This window comes from Kushneria sp. AK178, assembly GCF_053903105.1.
The window spans coordinates 2,228,005-2,249,953 of sequence record NZ_CP096381.1 but is presented as its reverse complement, the minus strand read 5'-3'; the positions used below and the strand labels follow the sequence as shown (position 1 = coordinate 2,249,953).

The following is a 21,949-nucleotide window of genomic DNA, read 5'->3' as shown; positions in this document are numbered from 1 at the left end:
GGCGCATTAAAAAACCCCGGCCATGGCCGTAATGCCAGTCAGTTAGTGCTGACTGGCTTTTTCCTGACCGGATATTTCTGCGGTCGTGCCCGCACCGCTCGCGGGTACGATCTTTCTCGTCGATCGGGCAGTACAAAGGCCGGCGCCATCTCCGTGATCGACTGGACCACCGCCGGCACCCGACCCGACGATACCGCCGGCAGCATCGATAACTCCTTGATAATAAAGCTGGCCGCCTGGTGAAAGCTCAGCTGGTTGGGGTGAATGTTGTCCAGACTGTAAGCCATTCGCGCCATCTGAAAACGGATCAGGTTGTAGGCGAGCAGCGTGCCCCACAGCTCCTGACGCACCATCTCCGGTGTACGGCTGCGCAACGTAAGCCGATTGTCCAGCAGCGACTGCTTCATTTCCCGATATCCCAGCTCGATTTCCCAGCGGTAGCTGTAAAGATCCACGATGTCGGCGGCCGGAAAACGCATCGTTTCCGTCATCGAGGTCAATACCGCCACCTCCTTGCCCCGAACCTTGCGGCGCAGCAGGCGCGCCTCGAACGAGACCGGTAAATCCGGCCATTTGGCACGCGCCTGTGGCGAAGTGGTCAGCCGAACGAGACGGTCCTGGCGCCCCAGCGAGCGAATCTCCTCGTAGTGAGTTCCCTTGCGTAACGGAATCAGCCAGTGGCGCTGCTCGCCGGCCTGCTGCCAGGCATGCAAAAGGCCCAGTGAATAAAAGCCGCGGTCAAACAGCGTGAGCGAGTGATCCGGTGTGCCGGCGATCAGGTCTTCCGTCAGGGCCACTTCGCCGGTCGCGACACTGTCGAACGCGGCCCCCGTGATCAGGTGGCTGGTCACCTCCATCTGGCACACCATGCGTACCTGCGGGTAGCCGGCCTCACGCTGCGCATTACGCGTGCGCGCGAAGGCGGTCTGGTTGTCGGGAGAGTCCGGCGTTCGCCAGACCACGCCGTCCACGGCAAGCAGGCTGAGTCCGCACCAGTGAGGCTGAGGCGTTTGAGCATGCCACAGGGCCTGAGTCTGCTCGAAAACATGTCTGACTGCGTCACTACCCAGGCGCTGACGCGCCTGTACCACGGCGCTGGGGGCCACGAATGGACGCTTGCCCGGCAGGACGATATCAAGCTGGTTAACCACCTGCGCCATGGGGATATGGCGAAACAGGGCCATGCCGACAATCGACCAGACGACCAGATCCAGCGGCAGTCGCCGCTTGCGAAGGGTCGCCACGCCGGCCTGCTCCAGACAGGTGTCGATGAGCTCGGGGGAAAGGACGTCCGCCAAACTTGAAAAGCTGCCGGGCCTTACCCGGTTGATGGCATCGATGGCCTGACTGAAATGCATAAAAAAGTCCGGTATCAGCAAGTTACTGATACCGGACTATCGCATCGTCAGCCGGTGGGGGAAAACCTTAACTGACTGGCATTACGGCCATGGCCGGGGTTTTTTTGATGGTCATCGGCTTTTAAAAGTTGATGCCGAAGTTGGTGAGGAAGCTGGTGTGCCAGCCATCGTTGACCGGCGAGCCGAAATAGTTCAGCCCGTTTTTGTTGGTCACGATATCAAACCAGGCATAGTAGGGGCCGGCGGTGACCAGCACGCCCAGGTCGTTGAGCATTGGGTCGTCCTGATCGCCGAAGCCGCCGTTGATGGATGAAAAGTCATCCGACGGATCGATGTAGCTGAAGTCGTTGAAGAAGAACAGGTTTTCAACGGGGCCCCAGTCGACGTCCATGCTGTAGCTGGCGCTGGCGGTGTACATCTGGCCGCGTTTCGGAATCAGATAGTTGAAGCCGAAGGCGCCGATCTGAACGGCGTTGTCAGAAATGCCGGACTGTGTTTCCGACGGATTCTTGGGGTTGTATTCATAGGTGGTGGCCTGGAGCAGGGTACGCCAGTTGCCGTATGACCCGTCCAGTCCGATGGCTGCCGACCAGTTGTCACCGCTGCGGTTGGTCTGCTCGTTGTAGAGCTGACCGCCCTTGGCCGAGACGTTCAGCTGGGTCGAGTAGTCATCGCTGTGCTCAAAGGTGTAGCCGACGCGGGCGGCAAGCTGATTCTCTTCGCTGTTGCCCTGGTTGCCATAACTGGTCAGCTCGCCGTCATCGTTGTAAACAGCATCATCGGTCCCCCCAACGGCGTTGGCACCGTAGTGTTCGTTGCCGCTGCCCAGATTATCGCTTTTGAAAAAGGCCAGTGAGGTATCCCAGGGTCCCTGGCGATGGTCCCATTTCACCCCGGCATTCTGGTTGTCGGCAAAGCCGGCCAGATAGGGCAGCGAGCCGTACCAGCCCTGATAGCCGTAGTCCATGTTGCCAAAGGGCGTCTGAACCAGGCCGACGCGGATGTTGTCGTCGTCGCTTGGATTAAAGCCGAGCCAGCCCGATTTCAGGAACTGGTAGCCGTCATAGAAGCGATATTCGAAAGCGTATTCCAGATCGTCGACCTCACCCTCCACGGCCAGAACGAGCTTGCCAAAGTCCAGGTCTCCGGCCGTGTCCTTTTCACCGTTAAGCGTGCGGTTGCCATTGTCATCACGTGAACTTGTGCGGTTCCAGTCGTTAAAGCTGCCGCCAAATTCGAGCTGACCGCTGAACTGGGTCTGCTGCATCTGCTCGATGGCCGACTGGTTCTCCTGCGCCAGGCTCTGCTGCGGCCTTGATTCTGGCTGCTGCGGGTCAGAGGTGGTCGCCGTGTTGTTCTGAGACGCGCTGACGTTTTGCGCACCACCGGCCGTACCACTCGTCTGCTGTTGGTCGCCGGAAATGCCGGTCGACTGCTGCTGCTCCAGCCGGTCCAGGCGCTGTTGCATCTGCTCGAGCTGGGCGCGCAGGCTGCTCGAGCTGGGCGCGCAGGGCTTCGATGGTCTGCTGGTCATCCGGAGCGGCCTGGGCGGCGGTCGCGGCCATGGCGGCGGAGATGCTCAGGGAGAGTGTCAGCAGTTTCAGACGTCGGGAGTCCGTTCTGGGTGTCATGAACTGTTCCTTGACTCGTTGTTATGTATGAAGGACGTGACCGATTTTTATTGTGGTGACACGTCGTGTCATCGGTAACTTACCATCCGGGACCGAGAGGATAAACACTGTTCACGAACAGAGTGTAAGACTTTTGTCTTGTGGTACGCCCGCTGGAGGCCCCTGTCGTCATCGGCAAGAGCCTCCGGTATCCAGCATCGGCAGGGGCCGGTCAGCGCCGTCTCAGGCGATCCAGGTAGAGATAGACCACCGGCGTGGTATAGAGGGTCAGAATCTGGCTGACGATTAACCCGCCCACGATGGAGATGCCCAGCGGCGCGCGCAGGGCGGCGTTTTCATCAGTGCCGAACATCAGCGGCAGGGCGCCCAGAATGGCCGCCAGAGTGGTCATCAGGATGGGGCGAAAGCGCACCAGCGCGGCCTCGCGAATGGCGTCCTGCGACGACAGGCCGCGTTCGCGTTCGGCGCTCAGGGCGAAATCCACCAGCATGATGGCGTTTTTCTTGACCACGCCGATCAGCAGGATGATGCCGATCAGGGCAATCAGGCTGAAGGGCTTGTCCAGCAGCATCAGCGCCAGCAGCGCGCCGATGCCGCCGGAGGGCAGGGTGGAGAGAATCGTCAGCGGATGAATGTAGCTCTCGTAGAGAATACCCAGCACCAGATAAACCGTGACCAGCGCCGCCAGGATCAGCCAGGGCATGGTCTCCACGCCGCTCTGGAAGCTGGCGGCGCTGCCCTCGAAGTCGGCCTGGACATCGGTGGGCAGGTGCAGCCGATCCAGGCGGTCGCTGATGATCTCGGTGGCCTCGGACAGCGACACCCCCTCGCTTAGATTGAACGATACCGTGGCGGCGGCGAACTGCCCCTGGTGGCTGACGCTCACCGGGCTGGTGCTGCGCTCGTAATGGCTGAAGGCCGACAGCGGTATGGGACTGCCCTGATCGTTGACGATATGCATCATCTCCAGCGCCCGGGCCGAGCGCTGCCACTGCTGGGCCACTTCCAGCACCACGTAGTACTGGTTCGTGCCTTCATAGACGCTGGAAATCTGCCCCTGGGCGAAGGCGTTGCCCAGCAGGGTGTCGATGTCGCGCATGCTCAGGCCCAGCCGGGACGCCCGGTCGCGATCCACCATCAGCTTGATGGCCTGGCCGCCGTCGCGACTGTCGCTGTCCACGCCGGTAATCTCCGGAATATCGCGCATGGTCTGCGCCACCCGCGGCGACCACTCCCGCAGCAACGAGAGATCGTCGCTTTTGAGCGTCAGCTCGTACTGGCTGTTGCTCGAGGAGCGCCCACCCATGCGCAGGTCCTGCAGCCCGCGCATGAACACCTGCACCCCGGGAATGTCACTCATCAGGGCGGAGAGGCGATTGCCGTTGGCGTTGGTGTCGCCCTGGCGGTCCTCCTTGAGTGATACAAAGATCGTCGCCGAATTCGAACCACCGCCCCCCGGGCCGCGGCCGCCCAGAAAGCCCAGCACGCTGGATACGGCATCATCGGCCAGCAGGCGGTCGCGGGCCGTCTCCAGCTTGGCCGACATGGCCTCGAACGAGATGCTCTGATCGCCGCGCACGGCGCCGATCAGCCGCCCGGTGTCCTGGTCGGGGACGAAGCCCTTGTCGATGTGCACATACAAAAAGCCGTTGAGCACGATCACCGCCACCAGCGACAGCAATGTCAGGCGTCGATGGCGCAGGGCAACATCCAGCGTGCGCTCATAGCCGTTCAGGATGCGCCGGCCGCAGCACTCGACCAGGCGCTGTACCCGGCCCGGCGTGCGCTGATGCGCGGAGACCCGCAGCCAGCGCGAGCACAGCATCGGCGTCAGGGTCAGTGATACCAGCAGCGACACCATGACCGCCGTGGCCAGCGTCATGGCAAACTCGTGGAAGAGCCGGCCGATGAAGCCGCCCAGAAACAGCAGCGGCACGAACACGGCGACCAGCGACACGCTCATCGACAGCACCGTAAAGCCGACCTCGCGCGCTCCCAGCAGGGCGGCACTGCGTACGTCCATGCCGGCCTCGATGTGTCGGGCGATGTTTTCCACCACCACGATGGCGTCATCGACCACAAAACCGATGGCAATGATCAGCGCCATCAGCGACAGCGTGTTGAGCGAAAAGCCCAGCAGATACATCACCATGAAGGTGCCCAGCAGCGACACCGGGATGACGGCACTCGGGATCAGCGTGGCCCGCGGATTGCGCAGAAAGACGAACACCACCATGACCACCAGGAACACGGCCAGGATCAGGGTGATCTGGGTCTCCTGCAGCGAGGCACTGATGCCCGGCGAGCGATCCAGCACCGTGTGCAGATCGGCGCTGGCGGGGAGCGCGGCGTGGATGCCGGGCAGGCGCTCCTTGATGCGATCGATGGTTTCGATCACGTTGGCATCGCTTGCCGGGCTGACCACGATGACCACCGCCGGCTGGCGGTTGTAAAAGCCGACGTTGTAGATGTCCTCGACGCTTCTTTCGACACTGGCCACATCGCCCAGGCGCATGAGGTGGTCGCCGTCGCGCTGGATGATCAGATCGCGATAGCCCTGGGCGTCGAACATCTGCGAATCGGTGTGCAGGCTCCAGCGATAGCGGTCGTCCTCGGTAAAGCCGGTGGGCTGGTTGCTGTTGGCGTTATTGATGGCATCGCGGACCTGATTGAGGCTGATGCCGGCATTTTCGAGCCGGCGCGGGTTGAGCGTGACCCGCACCGCCGGCGACGAACTGCCGCCGACGCTGACCCGTGACACCCCGTCGACCTGCGCGATGCGCGGGGCGATATCCTGATCGGCCAGATTGTAGAGCGTGCCCTTGTCGATCTCGGCGCTGGTCAGTGACAGCAGCATGATCGGCGAGTCGGCGGGGTTGAGCTTTCGAAGCCGGGGCGAGCTGGTCATGGCGCTCGGCAGCAGCGCCTCGGCCCGATTGATGGCCGCCTGCACCTCCCGGGCGGCTTCATTGATGTCCTTGTCCAGGTCGAACTGGATGACAACACTGGTCGAGCCGTCCGAGCTCGACGAGGTCATCTGGCTGATGCCGGCGATCTGGCCCAGCGAGCGCTCCAGCGGCGTGGCCACCGTCGAGGCCATGGTCTCCGGGTTGGCCCCGGACAGGCTGGCCGTGACCAGGATGGTGGGAAACGACACCGCCGGCAGCGGCGCCACCGGCAGGCGCGCATAGGAGAGCAGACCGCCCAGAATGATCGCCAGCGTCAGAAGCGAGGTGGCGATCGGTCGTGCAATGAAGGGCGAGGACAGACTCATGAGGCGTGTCCATCGGCGGTGGCCGTGCTGTCGGTACCGGCATTGACGCGGCCGGCCAGCCGGTCAAAGAACAGATAGATGACCGGCGTGGTAAAGAGCGTCAGCAGCTGACTGACCAGTAGCCCGCCCACCATGGCAAGCCCCAGCGGCTGACGCAGCTCCGAACCGAAGCCGCTGGCCAGCATCAGGGGGATGGCGCCGAAGAGTGCTGCAAAGGTGGTCATCATGATGGGTCGAAAGCGCAACAGCGCCGCCCGGTAGATGGCATCAAACGGGGCCAGTCCCATATGGCGCTGACCGTCGAGGGCAAAGTCGATCATCATGATGGCGTTTTTCTTGACGATGCCGATCAGCAGGATGATGCCGATGATGCCCACCATGCCCAGATCGTTGCCGGTCATCATCAGCGCCAGCAGCGCCCCGATGGCGGCCGAGGGCAGGGTGGAGAGAATGGTCAGCGGATGGATATAGCTCTCGTACAGAATGCCCAGCACGATATACATCACCACCACGGCGGCCAGAATCAGCAGCAGCGTGTTGGCCGTGGAGCCGGCAAAGCCCAGCGCGGCGCCCTGATAGGCCAGTTGCGTATCCCGGTCGAGGTCGGCCTGCGCGCCGGCCTCGTCGATGGCGTCAAAGGCCTGCGACAGCGAATGGCCGGGGGCGACGTCAAAGGAGACGTTGGCGGCAGGAATGCGGTTCTGGCGTGACAGTGACAGGCTGGCGTAGCGCTGCTCGACGCTGACCAGCGAGGTCAGCGGCACCATGTCGCCGCTGTCGGCTTCCAGATAGAGGCGATCCAGCGCCGAGGGGCCGCGCTGCTGATCATCGGCGACGTTCATCACCACCCGGTACTGGTTGGACTGGGTGAAGATGGTCGAGATCAGGCGCTGACCGAAGGCGTTGTAGAGCGTGGCGTCGATATCGCTGACGCTGATGCCCAGCCGGCTGGCGCGGTCGCGGTCGATATCCAGATAGAGCTGCAGGCCGCGCTCCTGCAGATCCGATGCCGCGCCCGAAATGGCCGGCGACTGGCGGATGTGCTGTAGCAGGGCCGCCACATCGCGTGACAGGCGATCGGCGTCGTTGTTGGTCACCGACAGTTGATACTGATAGCGACTGACGTTGTCATCCAGCGTCAGATCCTGCAGCGGCTGCAGGTAGAGCTGCATGCCGGCGACGGCCCGGGTCCTGTCGTTGAGCCGCTCGATGACTGCCTCGGCGCCGTCGCGCTCGGCCAGTGGCTTGAGATTGATCTGAAAGCGCCCGGTATTGAGCGTGCTGTTGTCCTCGTTGACGCCGATGGTCGAGGAGAGGCTCTCCACGGCCGGGTCCTCGAGGATGATGTCGGCCAGGGCCTGCTGGTGCTCGGCCATCGCCTCAAAGGAGATCGACTGATCCGCCTCGCTGATGCCGCGAATGGCACCGGTGTCCTGCTGGGGAAACAACCCCTTGGGAATGGCGAGATACAACAGCGCCGTGACGCCAAAGGTAATGACGGCCACCGCCAGCGTGAGCCGCTGGCGGGCCAGCACCCACTGCAGTCCACGGTCATAAAGGCGCAGCAGCCGCCCGAAAAGCCCCGAGTAGCTCTCGGCATGGGCCCGAGTATCGTCGTCCCGGTCAGCGCCCTGAACCGGTGGGCGTGCCTTGAGCATTTTCGCGCACAGCATGGGCGTGAGCGTCAGGGAAATGAACGCCGAGATCACGATGGCCACCGCCAGCGTGATGGCGAACTCACGGAACAGCCGTCCGACCACATCCTGCATGAACAACAGCGGAATCAGCACCGCCACCAGCGACACGGTCAGCGACACGATGGTGAAAAAGATCTGTCTGGCGCCCTTGAGAGCCGCATCGACAGGTTTCTCGCCCTTTTCCAGATGGCGGATGATGTTTTCCAGCACCACGATGGCGTCATCGATGACAAAGCCGGTGGCAATCGTCAGCGCCATCAGGGTGAGGTTGTTGAGGCTGAACCCCGCCAGATGCATGACGCCGAAGGTGCCGATCAGCGACATGGGAACGGCCAGACTCGGGATAATGGTGGCCGGGATGTTGCGCAGAAACAAAAAGGTGATGAGGATGACCAGCCCCACGGCCAGCACCAGCTCGAACTGGGTATCCTCCACCGAGGCGCGAATGGTCTGGGTGCGGTCGCTGAGTACCGAGATGTCCACGCTCTCGGGCAGGGTGGCCTGCAGCTCGGGAAGCTGGCGCTGGATGTCATCGACCACGCTGGTGACGTTGGCGCCGGGCTGGCGCTGAACGCTGATGATCAGCGCCGGGTCGCGGTTGGCCCAGGCGGTCAGCCAAGCATTTTCCGAGCCCTCGTGCACCCGGGCGACATCGCGCAGGCGCAGCGGCATGTCGTTGTCGTACTTGAGAATCAGGTCGCGATACTGCTCGGGGGAGGTGAGCTGGTCATTGGCATCGATCGTCAGCGCCCGGTAGGGGCCATACAGGGTGCCCTTGGGCTGATTGACGTTGGCCGCCGTGATGGCGTTGCGCACCGCCTCCATGTCCAGTCCGTGGGCTGCCATGCGGCGGGCGTTGGCGTCGATGCGAATGGCGGGCTCATGGCCGCCCGACAGCGATACCAGGCCGACCCCGCTGACCTGGGACAGACGCTGCACCAGACGGGTATCCACCAGATCGTAGACGCGTGTCAGTGGCAGACTGTCCGAGCGCACGGCCAGCGTCATGACCGGCGCATCCGCCGGATTGACCTTGCTGTAGCTCGGCGGCATGGGCAGGTCATCGGGCAGCAGGTTGTCGGCCTGGTTGATGGCGGCCTGCACATCCTGCTCGGCCACGCCCAGATCGCTATCGAGGCCGAAGCGCAGCGTGATGATCGATGCGCCGCCGGTGCTGGTGGAGCGCATGTCCTCGAGTCCCGAAATCTGGCCGAGCTGATCCTCCAGTGGCGAGGTGACGTTGGAGAGCATGATGTCGGGGCTGGCCCCCGGGTAGAGCGTCGTCACCTGAATGGTGGGGTAATCCACCTCCGGCAGGGAGGCCACCGGCAGCATCCGATACGCCATGACGCCGGAGAGCAGAATGGCCAGCATGACCAGCGAGGTGGCGACCGGTCGGAGGATGAAAAGACGCGACGGGTTCATGACGACCGATCATCCTCGCCGTCGGTGGCCCTGAGCTGGCCCTCGTTGGTGGTCTCGCCCGCCGGCGGCGTGTCGCCGGTCGCATCGCTTTCGCCCGGCAGGTTGTTGCTGACCACATTGACGCTTGCGCCGTCGCGCAGGCGATCGACGCCGTCCACGACCACGCGCTCACCGGCTTTCAACCCGGAGTCGATCACGGCGTGAAGGTCGTCGCTGGCACCCACGTCCACGCTGCGCTGATGGACCGTGTCCTCGTCATCCACCACGTAGACGTGGTTGCCGGACTCACTGCTTTGAATGGCGGTTTCGGGCACGATCACCACGTTGTCCAGCGTGGTCAGGGTGAGCGCCACGTTAACGAAGGCGTTGGGATAGAGCCGTTCGTCATCGTTGTCCAGCCGCGCGCGCAGCCGTACCGTGCCGGTATCGGTATTGATGGCGCTGTCGATGCTGGTCAGCTCGCCCGTGGCGATCGGCTCGTCGGCATCGTCATCCAGGACGCTGACCATCATGGGTTCCTGCTGCAGCCTGTCGCGCACCCGGGAGAGATACTGTGCAGGCAACGAGAACACTACCGAAATGGGGTCAAGGGACGTCAGCGTGGCGATGGGATTCTCATCACCCGTGGCGACGATATTGCCCGGGTCGACGTTGCGCAGACCGATGATGCCGTCGGCCGGCGCGCGAACGGTGGTGTAGTCCAGCTGGACCTGAGCATTCTGCACGCTGGCGCGGGAGGCCTCCACGGCGCCCTGATACTGTCGTACCAGCTGGCGCTGGGTCTCCAGGTCCTGACGCGAGACGTTGTTGGCGCGGCTCAGGTTCTCATAGCGCTGCAGGTCTTCCCGGGCCGTGGCCAGCTGGGCCTGATTCTGCGTCAGTTCGGCATTGGCCTGCGCCAGCTGGGCCTGATAGGTGCGGTCGTCGATGTGCGCCAGTACCTGGTCCTTCGCGACGCGCTGACCTTCCTCGAAGTCCACCGAGACCAGCTCGCCCTCGACGCGGGGACGAATGGCCACACTCGACAGCGAACGTACCGTGCCCAGAGCGCTCAGGGTGACCGGAAAGTCTCCCTGCCGTGCGGTGACGGCCGCCACGGCAGGGCTCGGCATGCCCCCGTCCTGTGCGCCGTCGTCGCCTTCCGGGCTATCGCGCAGGAAAAACCACCACAGGGCGATCAGACCGATCAGGAGTAACAGGGTCCAGAGGAGCACGCGTGTCACAAGGCCACGGCGCGTTGAAGAGGGGTGAGACATGCGGCCACTTCCGTTGTCAGGCTGTCGTTTCGCCACGACCGGTGCCATGCAGGCACCCATCGATGAGGAGTGTCAGGTTAATCATGTGTATCGGCGGTCATCGGGAGAACATCAGGATATCGCATGACGTGCTGTAAATGGCGCCTGGCGTGACATCATTTTATCGCCACGATGGCATGCTGCCCGCTGCTGGCGGCCCCGATCCGACCAGAGCCAGGCGAACCGAAAATTGTAGCGGACGAAACGGGTAGTTTAACTACAAAAAAGAGCCAATTCGGATAGACTGATGCACTTCCACTCGAGACCGTGACAGGTGAGGTTTTCATGCATACCACCCTGACCCGCGTAACCCGGCGCATCATCGAACGATCCGCGCCGCGTCGCGCCCTGTATGAAGCCCGCATGCAGGCACAACATCGCCGTGGTGTCCACCGTGGCGCCCTTGACTGCGGCAATCTGGCCCATGGCTTTGCTGCCTGCAGTGCTTCCGACAAGCAGCAGCTCAAGCTGACCAACAGTGCCAATCTGGGCATCGTGACATCCTACAACGACATGCTGTCCGCCCATCAGCCCTTTGAGCGCTTCCCCGACGTCATCCGTGAAGCGGCGCGTCGCATGGGCTCGACGGCGCAGGTGGCCGGTGGTGTGCCGGCCATGTGCGACGGGGTCACCCAGGGACAGCCCGGCATGGAGCTGTCGCTTTTTTCGCGGGACAGCATCGCTCGCAGCGCCGCCATCGGTCTTTCCCACAACATGTTCGATGCTGCGCTGTATCTGGGGGTATGTGACAAGATCATCCCCGGATTGTTCATCGCGGCCGCCCGCTTTGGGCATCTGCCGGCCGTTTTTGTTCCCGCCGGCCCCATGCCCAGCGGTCTGCCCAACAAGGAAAAGGCGCGTATTCGTCAGAAGTTTGCCGAAGGCAGGGTGGGCCGCGCCGAATTGCTGGAGTCGGAGTCGGCCTCCTATCACGCGCCCGGCACCTGTACCTTTTACGGCACCGCCAACTCCAATCAGCTGATGATGGAGATCATGGGGCTGCATCTGCCCGGCTCCTCGTTCGTGAACCCGAATACACCGCTGCGCGATGCCCTCACCGCGCATGGCACCGAGCGCGCCATCAAAAACTCCGAGCCGGGCGGAGGCTACCTGCCCTTCTGGCAGCAGATCGATGCCCGCGCCATCGTCAATGCGCTGGTGGGGCTGCTGGCTTCGGGCGGCTCCACCAACCATACCCTGCACCTGATCGCCATGGCCGGCGCGGCGGGCATTACCCTGAACTGGGATGATTTTGATGAACTCTCGGCAGTGGTGCCCAGCCTCATGCATGTCTATCCGAGCGGGCAGGCGGATGTGAATCATTTCCACGCGGCCGGCGGCATGAGCGTGCTGATCCGCGAGCTGCTCAAGGGCGGCCTGCTGCACGGTGATATCCCGACCGTGACGGGGCAAACCCTGTCGGAAAGCTACACCCGTGAACCCTTTCTGGAAGATGAGAAGCTCGTCTGGCGCGACGGGCCGGAGAAGAGTCTGGACCCGGATGTGCTTACCGACATCCATCATCCCTTTTCGCCCACGGGCGGGCTGGCGGTACTGGACGGCAACCTCGGGCGCGGCGTGATCAAGGTCTCCGCGGTCAAACCGGAGTTTCGCGTGATCGAGGCGCCAGTGCGGGTGTTTGCCGATCAGGACGCGCTCAAGACGGCCTTTACCAACGGCGAGCTCGAGCGTGACGTCGTTGCCGTGGTGCGCTTTCAGGGCCCGCGTGCCAACGGCATGCCGGAGCTTCACAAGCTCACGCCCTATCTCGGCTCGCTGCTCGATCGCGGTTTCCGCGTGGCGCTGGTGACCGATGGTCGCATGTCGGGCGCTTCCGGCAAGGTGCCGGCGGCGATCCACATGACGCCGGAGGCGGTAGACGGCGGGCCGCTGTCACGTCTGCGTGACGGCGACATGGTGCGCCTGGACTCGGTCAGCGGCCGTCTCGAGGTGCTTGTCGATGCCGAGGAATTTGCTGCACGGCCGTGTGCCCGGGCCGATCTCGAGGCGTACCATCACGGCCTGGGGCGGGAGATGTTTGCCGGTATGCGTGCGCTGGTGGGCAGCGCCGAGGAGGGCGCCAGCACCTTTGGCGGTTTCGAGGCCGCCGAGGTGGCGCCGGCGGCGCCTGTCAACGGCTAGCGCGACCGGCATGACATGGCGGCGTCAGCGACAGGTGCCGGGCTTGGGCCCGGTATCTGTCACGACCGGGGCATGAAACGGTCAGTGCGGATGCGGGGTATCGGCGCCGCGCTCGTTTTGATGCCGCTGTTGCGCCGTATAAAACGGCACATCGCTCAAGGGCTGCAGCGGCGTTCGTGAGCGCACGCTGTCGGCGAGTTTCTCCGCCATCATGATGGTGGTGGCATTCAGATTGCCGGTGACAATCACGGGCATCAGCGACGCATCGATCACTCGCAGCCCCGTCATGCCGTGCACGCGACCCTGACCATCGGTCACGGCGTCCGGCCCTTCGCCCATGCGGCAGGTACCGCAGGGGTGATAGGCCGTCTCGGCATGGTTTCGCACGAATTCATCAAGCTGCTCGTCGCTCTGGATATCCGGGCCGGGGGCGATTTCGCGGCCGCGGTAGGCATCCAGTGCCGGCTGTTCGATGATGCGCCGCGTGATGCGGATGGCGTCACGGAACTCTTCCCAGTCGCGCGCCTCGCTCATGTAGTTGAAAAGAATGCTGGGCGCCTCATCCGGATTGCGTGACCTGATCCTGACGCGGCCGCGGCTTTTCGAGCGCATCGACCCGACATGCGCCTGAAACCCGTGGGCCTCGACGGCGCTTTTGCCGTTGTAGCTGATGGCACAGGGCAAAAAGTGATACTGCAGGTTGGGCCAGGCCTCGCCCTCGTCGGTACGGATGAAACCGCCGGCCTCGAACTGATTGCTGGCGCCGATACCCGTGCCCTGAAAGAGCCACTCGGCCCCGATCCGGGGCTGGTTGTACCACTTCAGCGCCGAGTAGAGCGTGATGGGCTGTTTGCACTCGTACTGAATGTACATCTCCAGATGATCCTGCAGATTCTTGCCCACGCCCGGCAGCGCGTTGATTACGTCGATACTCATCTCTTCGAGCCAGTTGGGGTCGCCGATGCCTGAACGCTGCAGAATGGCCGGCGAAGCGATGGCTCCAGCGCACAGCAGCACTTCGCGACGGGCATGGACCTGCTGATTATGGCCCCGGCGCGTATAGATGACTCCCGTGGCCCGGTCGCCTTCGACCGTAATGTGATCGGTCACGGCGTGCGTTTCGATCGTCAGGTTGGGGCGGTGGCGGGCAATGTCGAGATAGCCGCGAGCGGTCGAGGCGCGACGGCCGTTGGGCGTGGTGGTTCGGTCCATCGGCCCGAAGCCTTCCTGCCTGTAGCCGTTGAGGTCGTCGGTTTCCCCGAAGCCCGCCTGCCGGCCGGCGTCGATGAAGGCGCGGTTGAGCGGGTTGGTGGTCGGCCGGGGCGTGGCGACCTGCACCGGGCCGTGGTCGCCGTGATAGTCGTTGCCACCGGTGTCGCGGGTTTCGGCCTTTTTGTAATAGGGCAGGCAGTGGGCATAGCGCCAGTTATCAAGGCCGGGCAGCTCGGCCCAGCCTTCCAGATCCATGGCATTGCCACGGATATAGCACATGCCGTTGATCAGCGATGAGCCGCCCAGTCCCTTGCCGCGACTGCACTCCATGCGGCGGTGGTTCATGAAGGGTTCGGGATCGGTCTCGAAGGCCCAGTTGTAGCGCTTGCCCTGCAGCGGATAGGCCAGTGCCGCCGGCATCTGGGTCCGAAAGTCCAGCCGGTAGTCCGGCCCGCCGGCTTCCAGCAGCAGTACAGTGACGTCGTCGTCTTCGGTGAGGCGTGCGGCCAGTACATTGCCGGCCGAGCCGGCACCGATGATGATGTAGTCGTAGTCACGCGTATCGGTCATCAGGTCCTCCTGACGAGTCATGGGCGGATCATCGAAACGACCATCTCACCCTGATGCCCGCCGTGGCAAAATGAAAGGCGACACTCAAAAGGCCGATTCGAAGGGGCCCATTTCGATCTGGACGGACTTGACTCTGGTGTAGTGGGCCAGCGTCAATAGCCCGTTTTCCCGGCCCACGCCGGACTGCTTGTAGCCGCCGACCGGCATCTGGGCGGGGCTGTCGCCCCAGGTGTTGACCCAGCAGATGCCGGCGTCGAGCTGATGGACCACGCGGTGCGCCCGATTGAGCCCTTCAGTGAACACCCCGGCAGCCAGGCCGTAGTCGGTGTCGTTGGCGCGGCGAATGACTTCCTCTTCATCATCAAAGGCGAGAATCGACATCACGGGCCCGAAGATCTCTTCGGTCACGATGCGCATGTCGTCACGGCAGTCGGTAAAGATGGTGGGGGCCACAAAGGCGCCCTTGCCGAAATCCCCCTCCGTCATGCGCGCACCGCCCACCAGCAGGCGTGCGCCATCGCGTTTGCCGGCTTCGAGATAGTCGCAGACCTTTTCCAGATGCTCGAAGCTGACCAGCGGGCCGAAGTTGGTGGCCGGATCCAGCGGGTCGCCGGCCTTCACACGCTCGATGCGTTCGAGCAGTTTCGCTTCAAGGGCCTCCTTGACCGAGCGCTCAACGAATACGCGGGTGCCGTTGGTACAGACCTGACCGGTGGAGTAGAAGTTGGCCATCATCGCGCCGTCGGCGGCGCGGTCGAGATCGGCATCGGCAAAGACGAGCAGGGGAGACTTGCCGCCCAGCTCCATGGTGACTTCCTTCAGCGACGAGGCGGCCGAAGACGCCATGACCTTCTTGCCGGTACCCACTTCGCCGGTGAAGGAGATCTTGTCGATGCCGGGGTGCTCGGTCAGCATTTCGCCGACGCGTCCATCGCCCTGAACCACGTTGAATACGCCATCGGGCAGGCCGGCTTCGGTGAAGATATCGGCCAGCATCAGGGTGGTGAGCGGCGTGACTTCGCTGGGCTTTAAAATCATGGCGTTGCCAGTGGCCAGTGCCGGGGCCGACTTCCAGCAGGCGATCTGGATCGGGTAGTTCCAGGCACCGATGCCGGCGCAGACGCCAAGCGGTTCGCGGCGGGTATAGGCAAAGGAATCAGAACGGATGGGAATCTGCTCGCCCTCCACGGCGGCGGCGAGGCCGGCGTAATACTCGAGCTGGTCGGCGCCGGTAACGATATCCACGGCCGTGGTCTCGCTCAGCGGCTTGCCGGTATCCATTGATTCGATGCGGGCGATGTCGTCGTTTCTTTCACGCAGCAGGGCCACGGCACGATTGAGAATGCGCGAGCGCTCCACGCCCGTCATGGCTGCCCACACCTTCTGGCCGCGGCGCGCCGAATCAACGGCTCGATCGATATCCTCCCGAGAGGCCTGTTGAACGTCGGCCAGCACATCACCGTTGAAGGGATTGATGGATTCGAAGGTCTCTCCCGAGGTGGCGTTAACGCGTTTGCCGTCGATGTAAAGCTGCTGGGTGTCGAAAATGGCCATGAAGCCTCCCGAATAAAGGGGTGTGTGAGCGGCGGCCGGGATATCCGGCCTCAGGCCGCGCCGCTGCCATCGAGCTGTTCATCCACGTAGCGACAGGCCAGTACCACGGCGTCCGAGGTATCGAATTTTTCGGGCGCGAGCGCGCCGCGCAGCCAAAGGCCGTCGATGAGTGCTGCCAGTCCCCGGGCGGCAGAGCGCGCCTGCGCGGGCGTCAGATGTTTTCTGAACTGATGGCAGAGGTTGGAGTAGAGACGACGGTCGTTGACCCGCTGCAGTCGCTGTAGATTGGGTTTGTGCATGCTGGTGGTCCAGAACGCCAGCCAGGTCTTCATCACCGCCTGACTGATCTGGCGGCGGTCAAAATTGCCTTCCACGATCGCATAGAGATGGGCCCTTGCATCGCTGCTGTTCAGTGCCTGTCGTCTTCTGGCGACCGATGCGCCAAGGTCGCCGAGGATGTGGCGCATGGTGGCTTCAAGAAGGCCATCCTTGCCGCCAAAGTAGTGACCGATGATGCCGGCAGAGACGCCGGCACGGCGCGCGATCTGCACGACAGTGCTGTCGGCCAGCCCTGCATCATCAATCGTGGCCATGGTGGCATCGATCAACTGCTGACGCCGGATGGGCTCCATTCCTGTTCTGGGCACCGTTCCCTCTCCTGTCATGGAACGCTGATAACAGGATTCAGCCTATCCATTTTTTATTGAACGATCAATCAATAAAGAGGGTGGGGATCTTCCGGTCGCCAGGCACCGGGGCGGACCAGCCGTGAGGCAATCGGGGCGTTGAGTCGGCGAAAACCATCGCGACGACCCGGGGGAGCGCCTGGCTGGCGCGGTCGGTGGGTTCAGGGTGGGGCAGGGATTGGCATGGCCGTGATGCTTCTGTAGAATGCGCCCGGTCGCTGGCTACGTAGCTCAGCTGGTTAGAGCACATCACTCATAATGATGGGGTCCCCTGTTCGAATCAGGGCGTAGCCACCAGTGACAAGCGAAGCAGTACCATGACGGCGGTTGGTACTCAGGCCTCAGGGTCTTGACGTTTTTTTTAGAATACGTATACTACGCCGCGTGTTCGGAAAGATATTCCCCGATAGCTCAGTTGGTAGAGCAAATGACTGTTAATCATTGGGTCGCAGGTTCGAGTCCTGCTCGGGGAGCCACCAACATCCGACACATTGCTGTTCCCTGATAGCTCAGTTGGTAGAGCAAATGACTGTTAATCATTGGGTCGCAGGTTCGAGTCCTGCTCAGGGAGCCACTCCTCGTTGCCATCAATGCAACAATTCATCGGTCGCTTTCATTAATAAGCAACGATGACTCTCTTTTGATAATTCTTTCACCTGAATTTCCTTTCTGCTGAATCAATGGCGTCATTGATAAATGACGATGATCATTGAATTCTGTCGTATCGCTACCTTGTTTCATGTCGCCGGTGCCTGTTTGACTCGATAAATAGCGTTTGCTATAAGAACTTCTGGCCGAGTCGCCGTGAGTGGTTTTGCCGTTTTTGTGTTCCCGATATCCTGTCCCGGTTTGCCAGGTTCGTCTGCCAACTGATGATTGTTGTTTATCTGCTGTCAGCATGACGGCATCGGCAGATTCGTGTTTCGTTTCCGCGTTTTATATTGGCCGGCCGGTAGTATCGACGTCTCGTCGTGTGCAGCCCGCTTGTCGCAGCGCCATTCCGCTCATGCCGCCCGGTATCGTATCCGTTCGCAACATTAATAATTTCAGGAATTTAAAATAATGCCTCGCGAGAGAAGCCTTTCCATCAAGGACAAATGGTCACTTGATAATCAGCTTGGCGAAATGCTGAGAGGTCTCGAACAGGAGGAGTCGGTCAGACCCGATTTTTCAGCAGAGCTCGAAGCGCTGATGCAGAGTTATAAAATGACGCATCATGACACCATTGAAATACTGGAACTCATACAGCAGTCATGATTTGGCCGGTATATTTTTAATATTGTATTGAGTCAGTATTAAACATTGATATAAAAATTGTCTGCCGGTCCATAAAAAGGGGCTGCCTGTATGAACAGGCAGCCCCTTTTTTAAAGGCAATAACTGTCAGGGGGTTGTTCTGCCCGATGAGTGACGCGTATCAAGCAGTAGCGCGTAGTCGAGCAGGATTTCGACACTCTCTTCCATGGCGGCTTTCTGAATGGGAGATTCGGTATCCGTGTCGCTGTCTCCAGCCTGCAGTGCTTCGTCGCGGGCATCGGTCCAGGTATCGATCTCCGGCAGGCCGAGGGCGCGTCGCCGCTGATTTTCAAGCGCCAGCTGTTCGGCTTCCTGAGCCTCCATTTCACGCTGTCGCTGTTCGCGATTGAGACTGACCGTGTTGTTCTGCGCCTGGATCTGCTCGGCCAGCTGCGCCTCGCGGGTCAGATAATGGAAGTTGGGATTGTCCTGAGCGCGCTGCTCGTGTCGCTGCCTGAGTTGATCAAGAAACTGCCAGGGCTTGCCATACGTACGATAGCTCACCGGGCGTACCGTATCCCACTCCATGGCGTAATCGAGCGCGCTTTCGCCGATGTCATCCTTGTCGATCAGGCCTGGAAAGGCGATGTCCGGTTCGACGCCGCGCAGCTGGGTGCTCTCTCCCGAAATGCGATAGAACTTGGCGCGTGTCAGCTTCATCTCGCCATGGCTCAGGTCACTGAGCGTCTGGACCGTGCCCTTGCCGAAGGTCTGATTGCCCAGCACCAGGCCGCGGCCATAATCCTGGATGGCGCCGGCAAAGATTTCCGAGGCCGAGGCCGACAGCCTGTCCACCAGAACGGCCAGCGGGCCATCGTAGGCAACCCCGCGATCGGTATCGCCATACAGGCTGATGCGTCCGCGGGCATCGCGCACCTGCACAGTGGGGCCGCGATCGATAAACAGGCCCACCATCGAGTTGGCTTCCTGCAGCGCACCGCCACCGTTGCCGCGCATGTCCAGCACGATGCCTTCCACGTTCTGTGCCTTGAGCTTGTCGATCAGCTCGGCGACGTCGCGTGTCGAACTGCGATAGTTCTGATCGCCCGCCTGATAGGCGTCAAAGTCGACATAAAAGGCCGGTACCTTGATGACGCCGACACGGTGGCTTTCACCATTGCGAGTGGACTCGATCACGCGGCTGCTGGCGGCCTGATCTTCCAGACTGACGGTGTCGCGCGTGATTTCGATGGTACGTGTCTGGGTGACATCAATGGCCTTCGCCGGAATGATCTCCAGGCGTACCTTCGAGCCCTTCGGGCCGCGAATATGCTCGACAACTTCATCCAGACGCATGCCGATGACGCTGATCATGTCACCGTTTTCGCCATCGCCTACCGCCACGATGCGGTCAGCAGGCTTGAGCTGTCCGCTGCGCTCGGCAGGGCCGCCGGAGACCAGACTCGAGACGCGCACGTACTCGCTGTCCTGCTGCAGCAGGGCGCCGATGCCCTCGAGCGAGAGCTTCATCTGAATGTCAAAGGACTCGCCGCGGCTGGGAGAGAGATACTCCGAGTGCGGATCGATGGAACCCGTGGCGGCGTTGAGAATCACGCTCAACACATCCTCGGTATTGGTCTGTCGAACCCGCGAAAGCTGGCTCTTGTATCGGTCGGCCAGCTGTCCGGCAATTTTTTCGGGGGTCATGGTTCCGGCGCTGTCATCGGCCGGGGCAGCCGTTTCGGGCTCGGGGGCCCGGGCCGGAACGGTGGCAATTTCCGACAGCACACTGGTATCGACCACCGGCATGTCGTCCGATGTCTCCGGTGCCAGCGACAGGGTCAGGGCGGCATTCTTGAGACGCTTGCGCCACAGGTCGTCCAGTTCACTCTGACTTTCCGCCCAGTCGGCGTCTTCAAGATTGGTCGGCAGACGTTCATTGCCGGTGAAGTCGAAATCGGGTCGTGTTTCGAGTCGATCGATCAGCCACTGGAGCCGGTTTTCCAGCCGTGTCTGGTAGAGATTATAGAACGCATAGATGCGATCCAGATCGCCTTCGACCAGCATTTCGTCGAGGTTCGTGCGCAGATCGCTGAACTGCGCGATATCACCCCGGGTCAGATAGGCATGCTGGGAATCCAGCAGTTTCAGCATGCGGCCGAATACCTTTTCCGACCAGCCATTGTTGAGCGTTACGGGCTCATAGTGGCCATATTCCAGCGATTGAATGACTTCCCGAGACGCCTGTCGCCCCTCGTCGGTCGGCTTGATTGCCTCATCACCCAGTGCGGGCAGGGCAGTCAAAAGGCACAGAGCGAACACCGCAATATTGCGGGCTGGGGCAAACAGGCTCATCAAGGAAGCACTCCCGGGTTCATGTACACTTTGTGTGCTGTCATTACGAGATTAAAAGGATCTGTTGCAGGTCAGCAGGCAGGGCCAGCATTGTAGCAGCCCGACGTGCTTATCACCGATAGGTAGTATGGGAGAATTACGTGTTTCATTCCTCGACAATTACTGATTTATTCGATTTCCTCAAGCGTTCCCCTACGCCATGGCACGCGGTCGAAGAGATGGCTTCGCGTCTCGAGTCGGCAGGTTTCATGGCGCTGGATGAAACGCAGCCGTGGCAGCTCGTTCCCGGCAAGCGGTACTACTGCACACGCGCCGGCGGTGCCCTGATCGCCTTTCAACTGCCCGACGGGCCGCTTGACGCGCTGCGCATGGTGGGCGCGCATACCGATAGCCCCGCGCTGCGTCTGAAACCCCGGCCCGTTCAGATGGCCTCGCAATGGATGCAGCTGGGCGTCGAGGTCTATGGCGGTGCTCTGCTGGCGCCCTGGTTCGATCGTGATCTGGCCGTTGCCGGGCGCGTCCATCTGCGCGACGGGGAGGGCAGGCTCAGGGAGCAGCTCTTTCAGGTGGACCGACCGGTGGCCGTCATTCCCAGTCTTGCCATTCATCTCGACCGCGAGGCCAATCAGGGCAGGGCGCTCAACGCCCAGACGCAGATGGCGCCCGTAATCTGGCAGGCCGGTCCCGAGCGTGAGCCGCCTTCGATCGAGTCGCTGCTCAAGCGCTGGCTCTTCGAGCAGCATGGTCTCGAGAATATCGGCATCGTTGATCATGAGTTGAGCCTTTATGATGCGCAGCCGACGTCACAGACGGGGCTTGACGGAGAAATGATCAGTGGGATGCGCCTTGATAATCTGCTGTCGTGCTACTGCGGCCTGCGCGCGCTGATCGACAGTGACGGCACACAGGGCGCACTGTTCGTTGCCAATGACCACGAAGAGATCGGTAGCGGCAGCACCGGCGGGGCGCAGGGCACGCTGCTGGGCGATGTGGTGTCACGACTGGCCGAGGCGCAGGGCAGTGGCGGCGCCGAAGCGCGTATCCGGCTGTTGCAGTCTTCACGCCTGATCTCCTGCGACAACGCCCACGCCGTACACCCGAGCCATCCCGACAAGCATGACGCGCGCCATCAGCCGGCGCTCAACCAGGGACCCGTGATCAAGGTCAATGCCAGCCAGCGCTATGCCACCAGTGCCGCCACCGGCGCACTCTTTCGCGAGATCTGTCGGGAGGTTGATGTGCCGGTACAGACCTTTGTCAGCCGCGCCGACATGCCCTGTGGCACCACCATCGGGCCGCTGAGCGCCACGCGCACCGGGGTGCCCACGCTGGATATCGGCCTGGCGCAGTGGGCGATGCACTCCATCCGTGAAACGGCAGGGGCGCATGATCCCGACTATCTGATCCGCGCGTTGACGGCGTTTTGCAATCGTGAGCAGCTGGTCTGAGAAGACAGCGCCCACGCCCGGAGGCAGCGGGCAGGCATAAAAAAACGGCATCCGAGGATGCCGTTT

The 21,949-nt window shown here is 62.0% G+C and carries 13 protein-coding genes and 3 tRNA genes; 6 read left to right on the top strand and 10 right to left on the bottom strand.

The window, feature by feature from the left end; genetic code table 11:
- Positions 1-38 precede the first annotated feature (38 nt).
- The 5 genes from M1D97_RS10215 to M1D97_RS10195 form a co-directional block, all read right to left on the bottom strand.
- Complete coding sequence (locus M1D97_RS10215; protein ID WP_456267629.1) at positions 39-1,358, bottom strand: IS4 family transposase; 1,320 nt, start codon at positions 1,356-1,358, stop codon at positions 39-41.
- A 121-nt stretch (positions 1,359-1,479) separates the two neighbouring features.
- A complete protein-coding gene (locus M1D97_RS10210) occupies positions 1,480-2,892 on the bottom strand; it encodes a hypothetical protein (protein WP_456267628.1) in 1,413 nt (470 codons plus the stop codon).
- A 308-nt stretch (positions 2,893-3,200) separates the two neighbouring features.
- Positions 3,201-6,263, bottom strand: coding sequence for an efflux RND transporter permease subunit (locus tag M1D97_RS10205; RefSeq protein WP_456267627.1), 3,063 nt, complete (start codon positions 6,261-6,263; stop codon positions 3,201-3,203).
- Positions 6,260-9,385, bottom strand: a complete 3,126-nt coding sequence (locus M1D97_RS10200) for a multidrug efflux RND transporter permease subunit (protein WP_456267626.1) — start codon at positions 9,383-9,385, stop codon at positions 6,260-6,262. Before M1D97_RS10200 ends, M1D97_RS10205 begins: the two co-directional genes overlap by 4 nt.
- On the bottom strand, positions 9,382-10,641 hold the full coding sequence (locus M1D97_RS10195) for an efflux RND transporter periplasmic adaptor subunit (protein ID WP_456267625.1): 1,260 nt from the start codon (positions 10,639-10,641) through the stop codon (positions 9,382-9,384). Before M1D97_RS10195 ends, M1D97_RS10200 begins: the two co-directional genes overlap by 4 nt.
- Before the next feature lie 324 nt (positions 10,642-10,965).
- On the opposite strand from M1D97_RS10195, the gene edd reads away from it, so the two are divergent.
- Positions 10,966-12,822: a phosphogluconate dehydratase gene (gene edd / locus M1D97_RS10190; protein WP_456267624.1), complete on the top strand. Its 1,857-nt coding sequence runs from the start codon at positions 10,966-10,968 to the stop codon at positions 12,820-12,822.
- 81 nt (positions 12,823-12,903) lie between these two features.
- On the opposite strand, the gene betA is transcribed toward edd, so the two are convergent.
- The 3 genes from betA to betI form a co-directional block, all read right to left on the bottom strand.
- Positions 12,904-14,604, bottom strand: a complete 1,701-nt coding sequence (gene betA / locus M1D97_RS10185; protein ID WP_456267623.1) for a choline dehydrogenase — start codon at positions 14,602-14,604, stop codon at positions 12,904-12,906.
- 84 nt (positions 14,605-14,688) lie between these two features.
- The gene (gene betB, locus M1D97_RS10180; protein ID WP_456267622.1) at positions 14,689-16,158 is read right to left on the bottom strand and encodes a betaine-aldehyde dehydrogenase; all 1,470 of its coding nucleotides are present in this window, start codon (positions 16,156-16,158) and stop codon (positions 14,689-14,691) included.
- A gap of 50 nt (positions 16,159-16,208) precedes the next feature.
- Positions 16,209-16,805, bottom strand: coding sequence for a transcriptional regulator BetI (gene betI / locus M1D97_RS10175; RefSeq protein ID WP_456267621.1), 597 nt, complete (start codon positions 16,803-16,805; stop codon positions 16,209-16,211).
- A gap of 259 nt (positions 16,806-17,064) precedes the next feature.
- Here betI and M1D97_RS10170 point away from each other — a divergent pair.
- The 3 genes from M1D97_RS10170 (at position 17,065) to M1D97_RS10160 (ending at position 17,418) form a co-directional block, all read left to right on the top strand.
- Positions 17,065-17,141, top strand: a tRNA-Met gene (locus M1D97_RS10170).
- Between the two features lie 103 nt (positions 17,142-17,244).
- Positions 17,245-17,320, top strand: a tRNA-Asn gene (locus M1D97_RS10165).
- A gap of 22 nt (positions 17,321-17,342) precedes the next feature.
- Positions 17,343-17,418 (top strand) — tRNA-Asn (locus M1D97_RS10160).
- 26 nt (positions 17,419-17,444) lie between these two features.
- On the opposite strand, the gene M1D97_RS10155 is transcribed toward M1D97_RS10160, so the two are convergent.
- Positions 17,445-17,744 carry a hypothetical protein gene (locus tag M1D97_RS10155; RefSeq protein ID WP_456267620.1) on the bottom strand — a complete coding sequence of 100 codons (300 nt, stop codon included), beginning with the start codon at positions 17,742-17,744 and terminating at the stop codon, positions 17,445-17,447.
- A gap of 162 nt (positions 17,745-17,906) precedes the next feature.
- Here M1D97_RS10155 and M1D97_RS10150 point away from each other — a divergent pair, with 162 nt between their 5' ends.
- Entirely contained in the window at positions 17,907-18,101 is a 195-nt protein-coding gene (locus M1D97_RS10150; RefSeq protein WP_456267619.1) for a hypothetical protein, read from the top strand.
- A 126-nt stretch (positions 18,102-18,227) separates the two neighbouring features.
- Here the strand turns inward: M1D97_RS10150 and M1D97_RS10145 are convergent, their stop codons facing one another.
- Positions 18,228-20,435 carry a carboxy terminal-processing peptidase gene (locus M1D97_RS10145; protein ID WP_456267618.1) on the bottom strand — a complete coding sequence of 736 codons (2,208 nt, stop codon included), beginning with the start codon at positions 20,433-20,435 and terminating at the stop codon, positions 18,228-18,230.
- A gap of 140 nt (positions 20,436-20,575) precedes the next feature.
- On the opposite strand from M1D97_RS10145, the gene M1D97_RS10140 reads away from it, so the two are divergent.
- A complete protein-coding gene (locus tag M1D97_RS10140; protein WP_456267617.1) occupies positions 20,576-21,883 on the top strand; it encodes a M18 family aminopeptidase in 1,308 nt (435 codons plus the stop codon).
- Positions 21,884-21,949 lie beyond the last annotated feature (66 nt).

Coding starts and splice junctions, on each gene's coding strand:
- M1D97_RS10215 (WP_456267629.1), bottom strand. CDS start 1,358: ATGCATTTCAGTCAGGCCATCGATGCCATCAACCGGGTAAGGCCCGGC.
- M1D97_RS10210 (WP_456267628.1), bottom strand. CDS start 2,892: ATGACCAGCAGACCATCGAAGCCCTGCGCGCCCAGCTCGAGCAGCCTG.
- M1D97_RS10205 (WP_456267627.1), bottom strand. CDS start 6,263: ATGAGTCTGTCCTCGCCCTTCATTGCACGACCGATCGCCACCTCGCTT.
- M1D97_RS10200 (WP_456267626.1), bottom strand. CDS start 9,385: ATGAACCCGTCGCGTCTTTTCATCCTCCGACCGGTCGCCACCTCGCTG.
- M1D97_RS10195 (WP_456267625.1), bottom strand. CDS start 10,641: ATGTCTCACCCCTCTTCAACGCGCCGTGGCCTTGTGACACGCGTGCTC.
- edd (WP_456267624.1), top strand. CDS start 10,966: ATGCATACCACCCTGACCCGCGTAACCCGGCGCATCATCGAACGATCC.
- betA (WP_456267623.1), bottom strand. CDS start 14,604: ATGACCGATACGCGTGACTACGACTACATCATCATCGGTGCCGGCTCG.
- betB (WP_456267622.1), bottom strand. CDS start 16,158: ATGGCCATTTTCGACACCCAGCAGCTTTACATCGACGGCAAACGCGTT.
- M1D97_RS10155 (WP_456267620.1), bottom strand. CDS start 17,744: ATGCTGACAGCAGATAAACAACAATCATCAGTTGGCAGACGAACCTGG.
- M1D97_RS10150 (WP_456267619.1), top strand. CDS start 17,907: ATGCCTCGCGAGAGAAGCCTTTCCATCAAGGACAAATGGTCACTTGAT.
- M1D97_RS10145 (WP_456267618.1), bottom strand. CDS start 20,435: ATGAGCCTGTTTGCCCCAGCCCGCAATATTGCGGTGTTCGCTCTGTGC.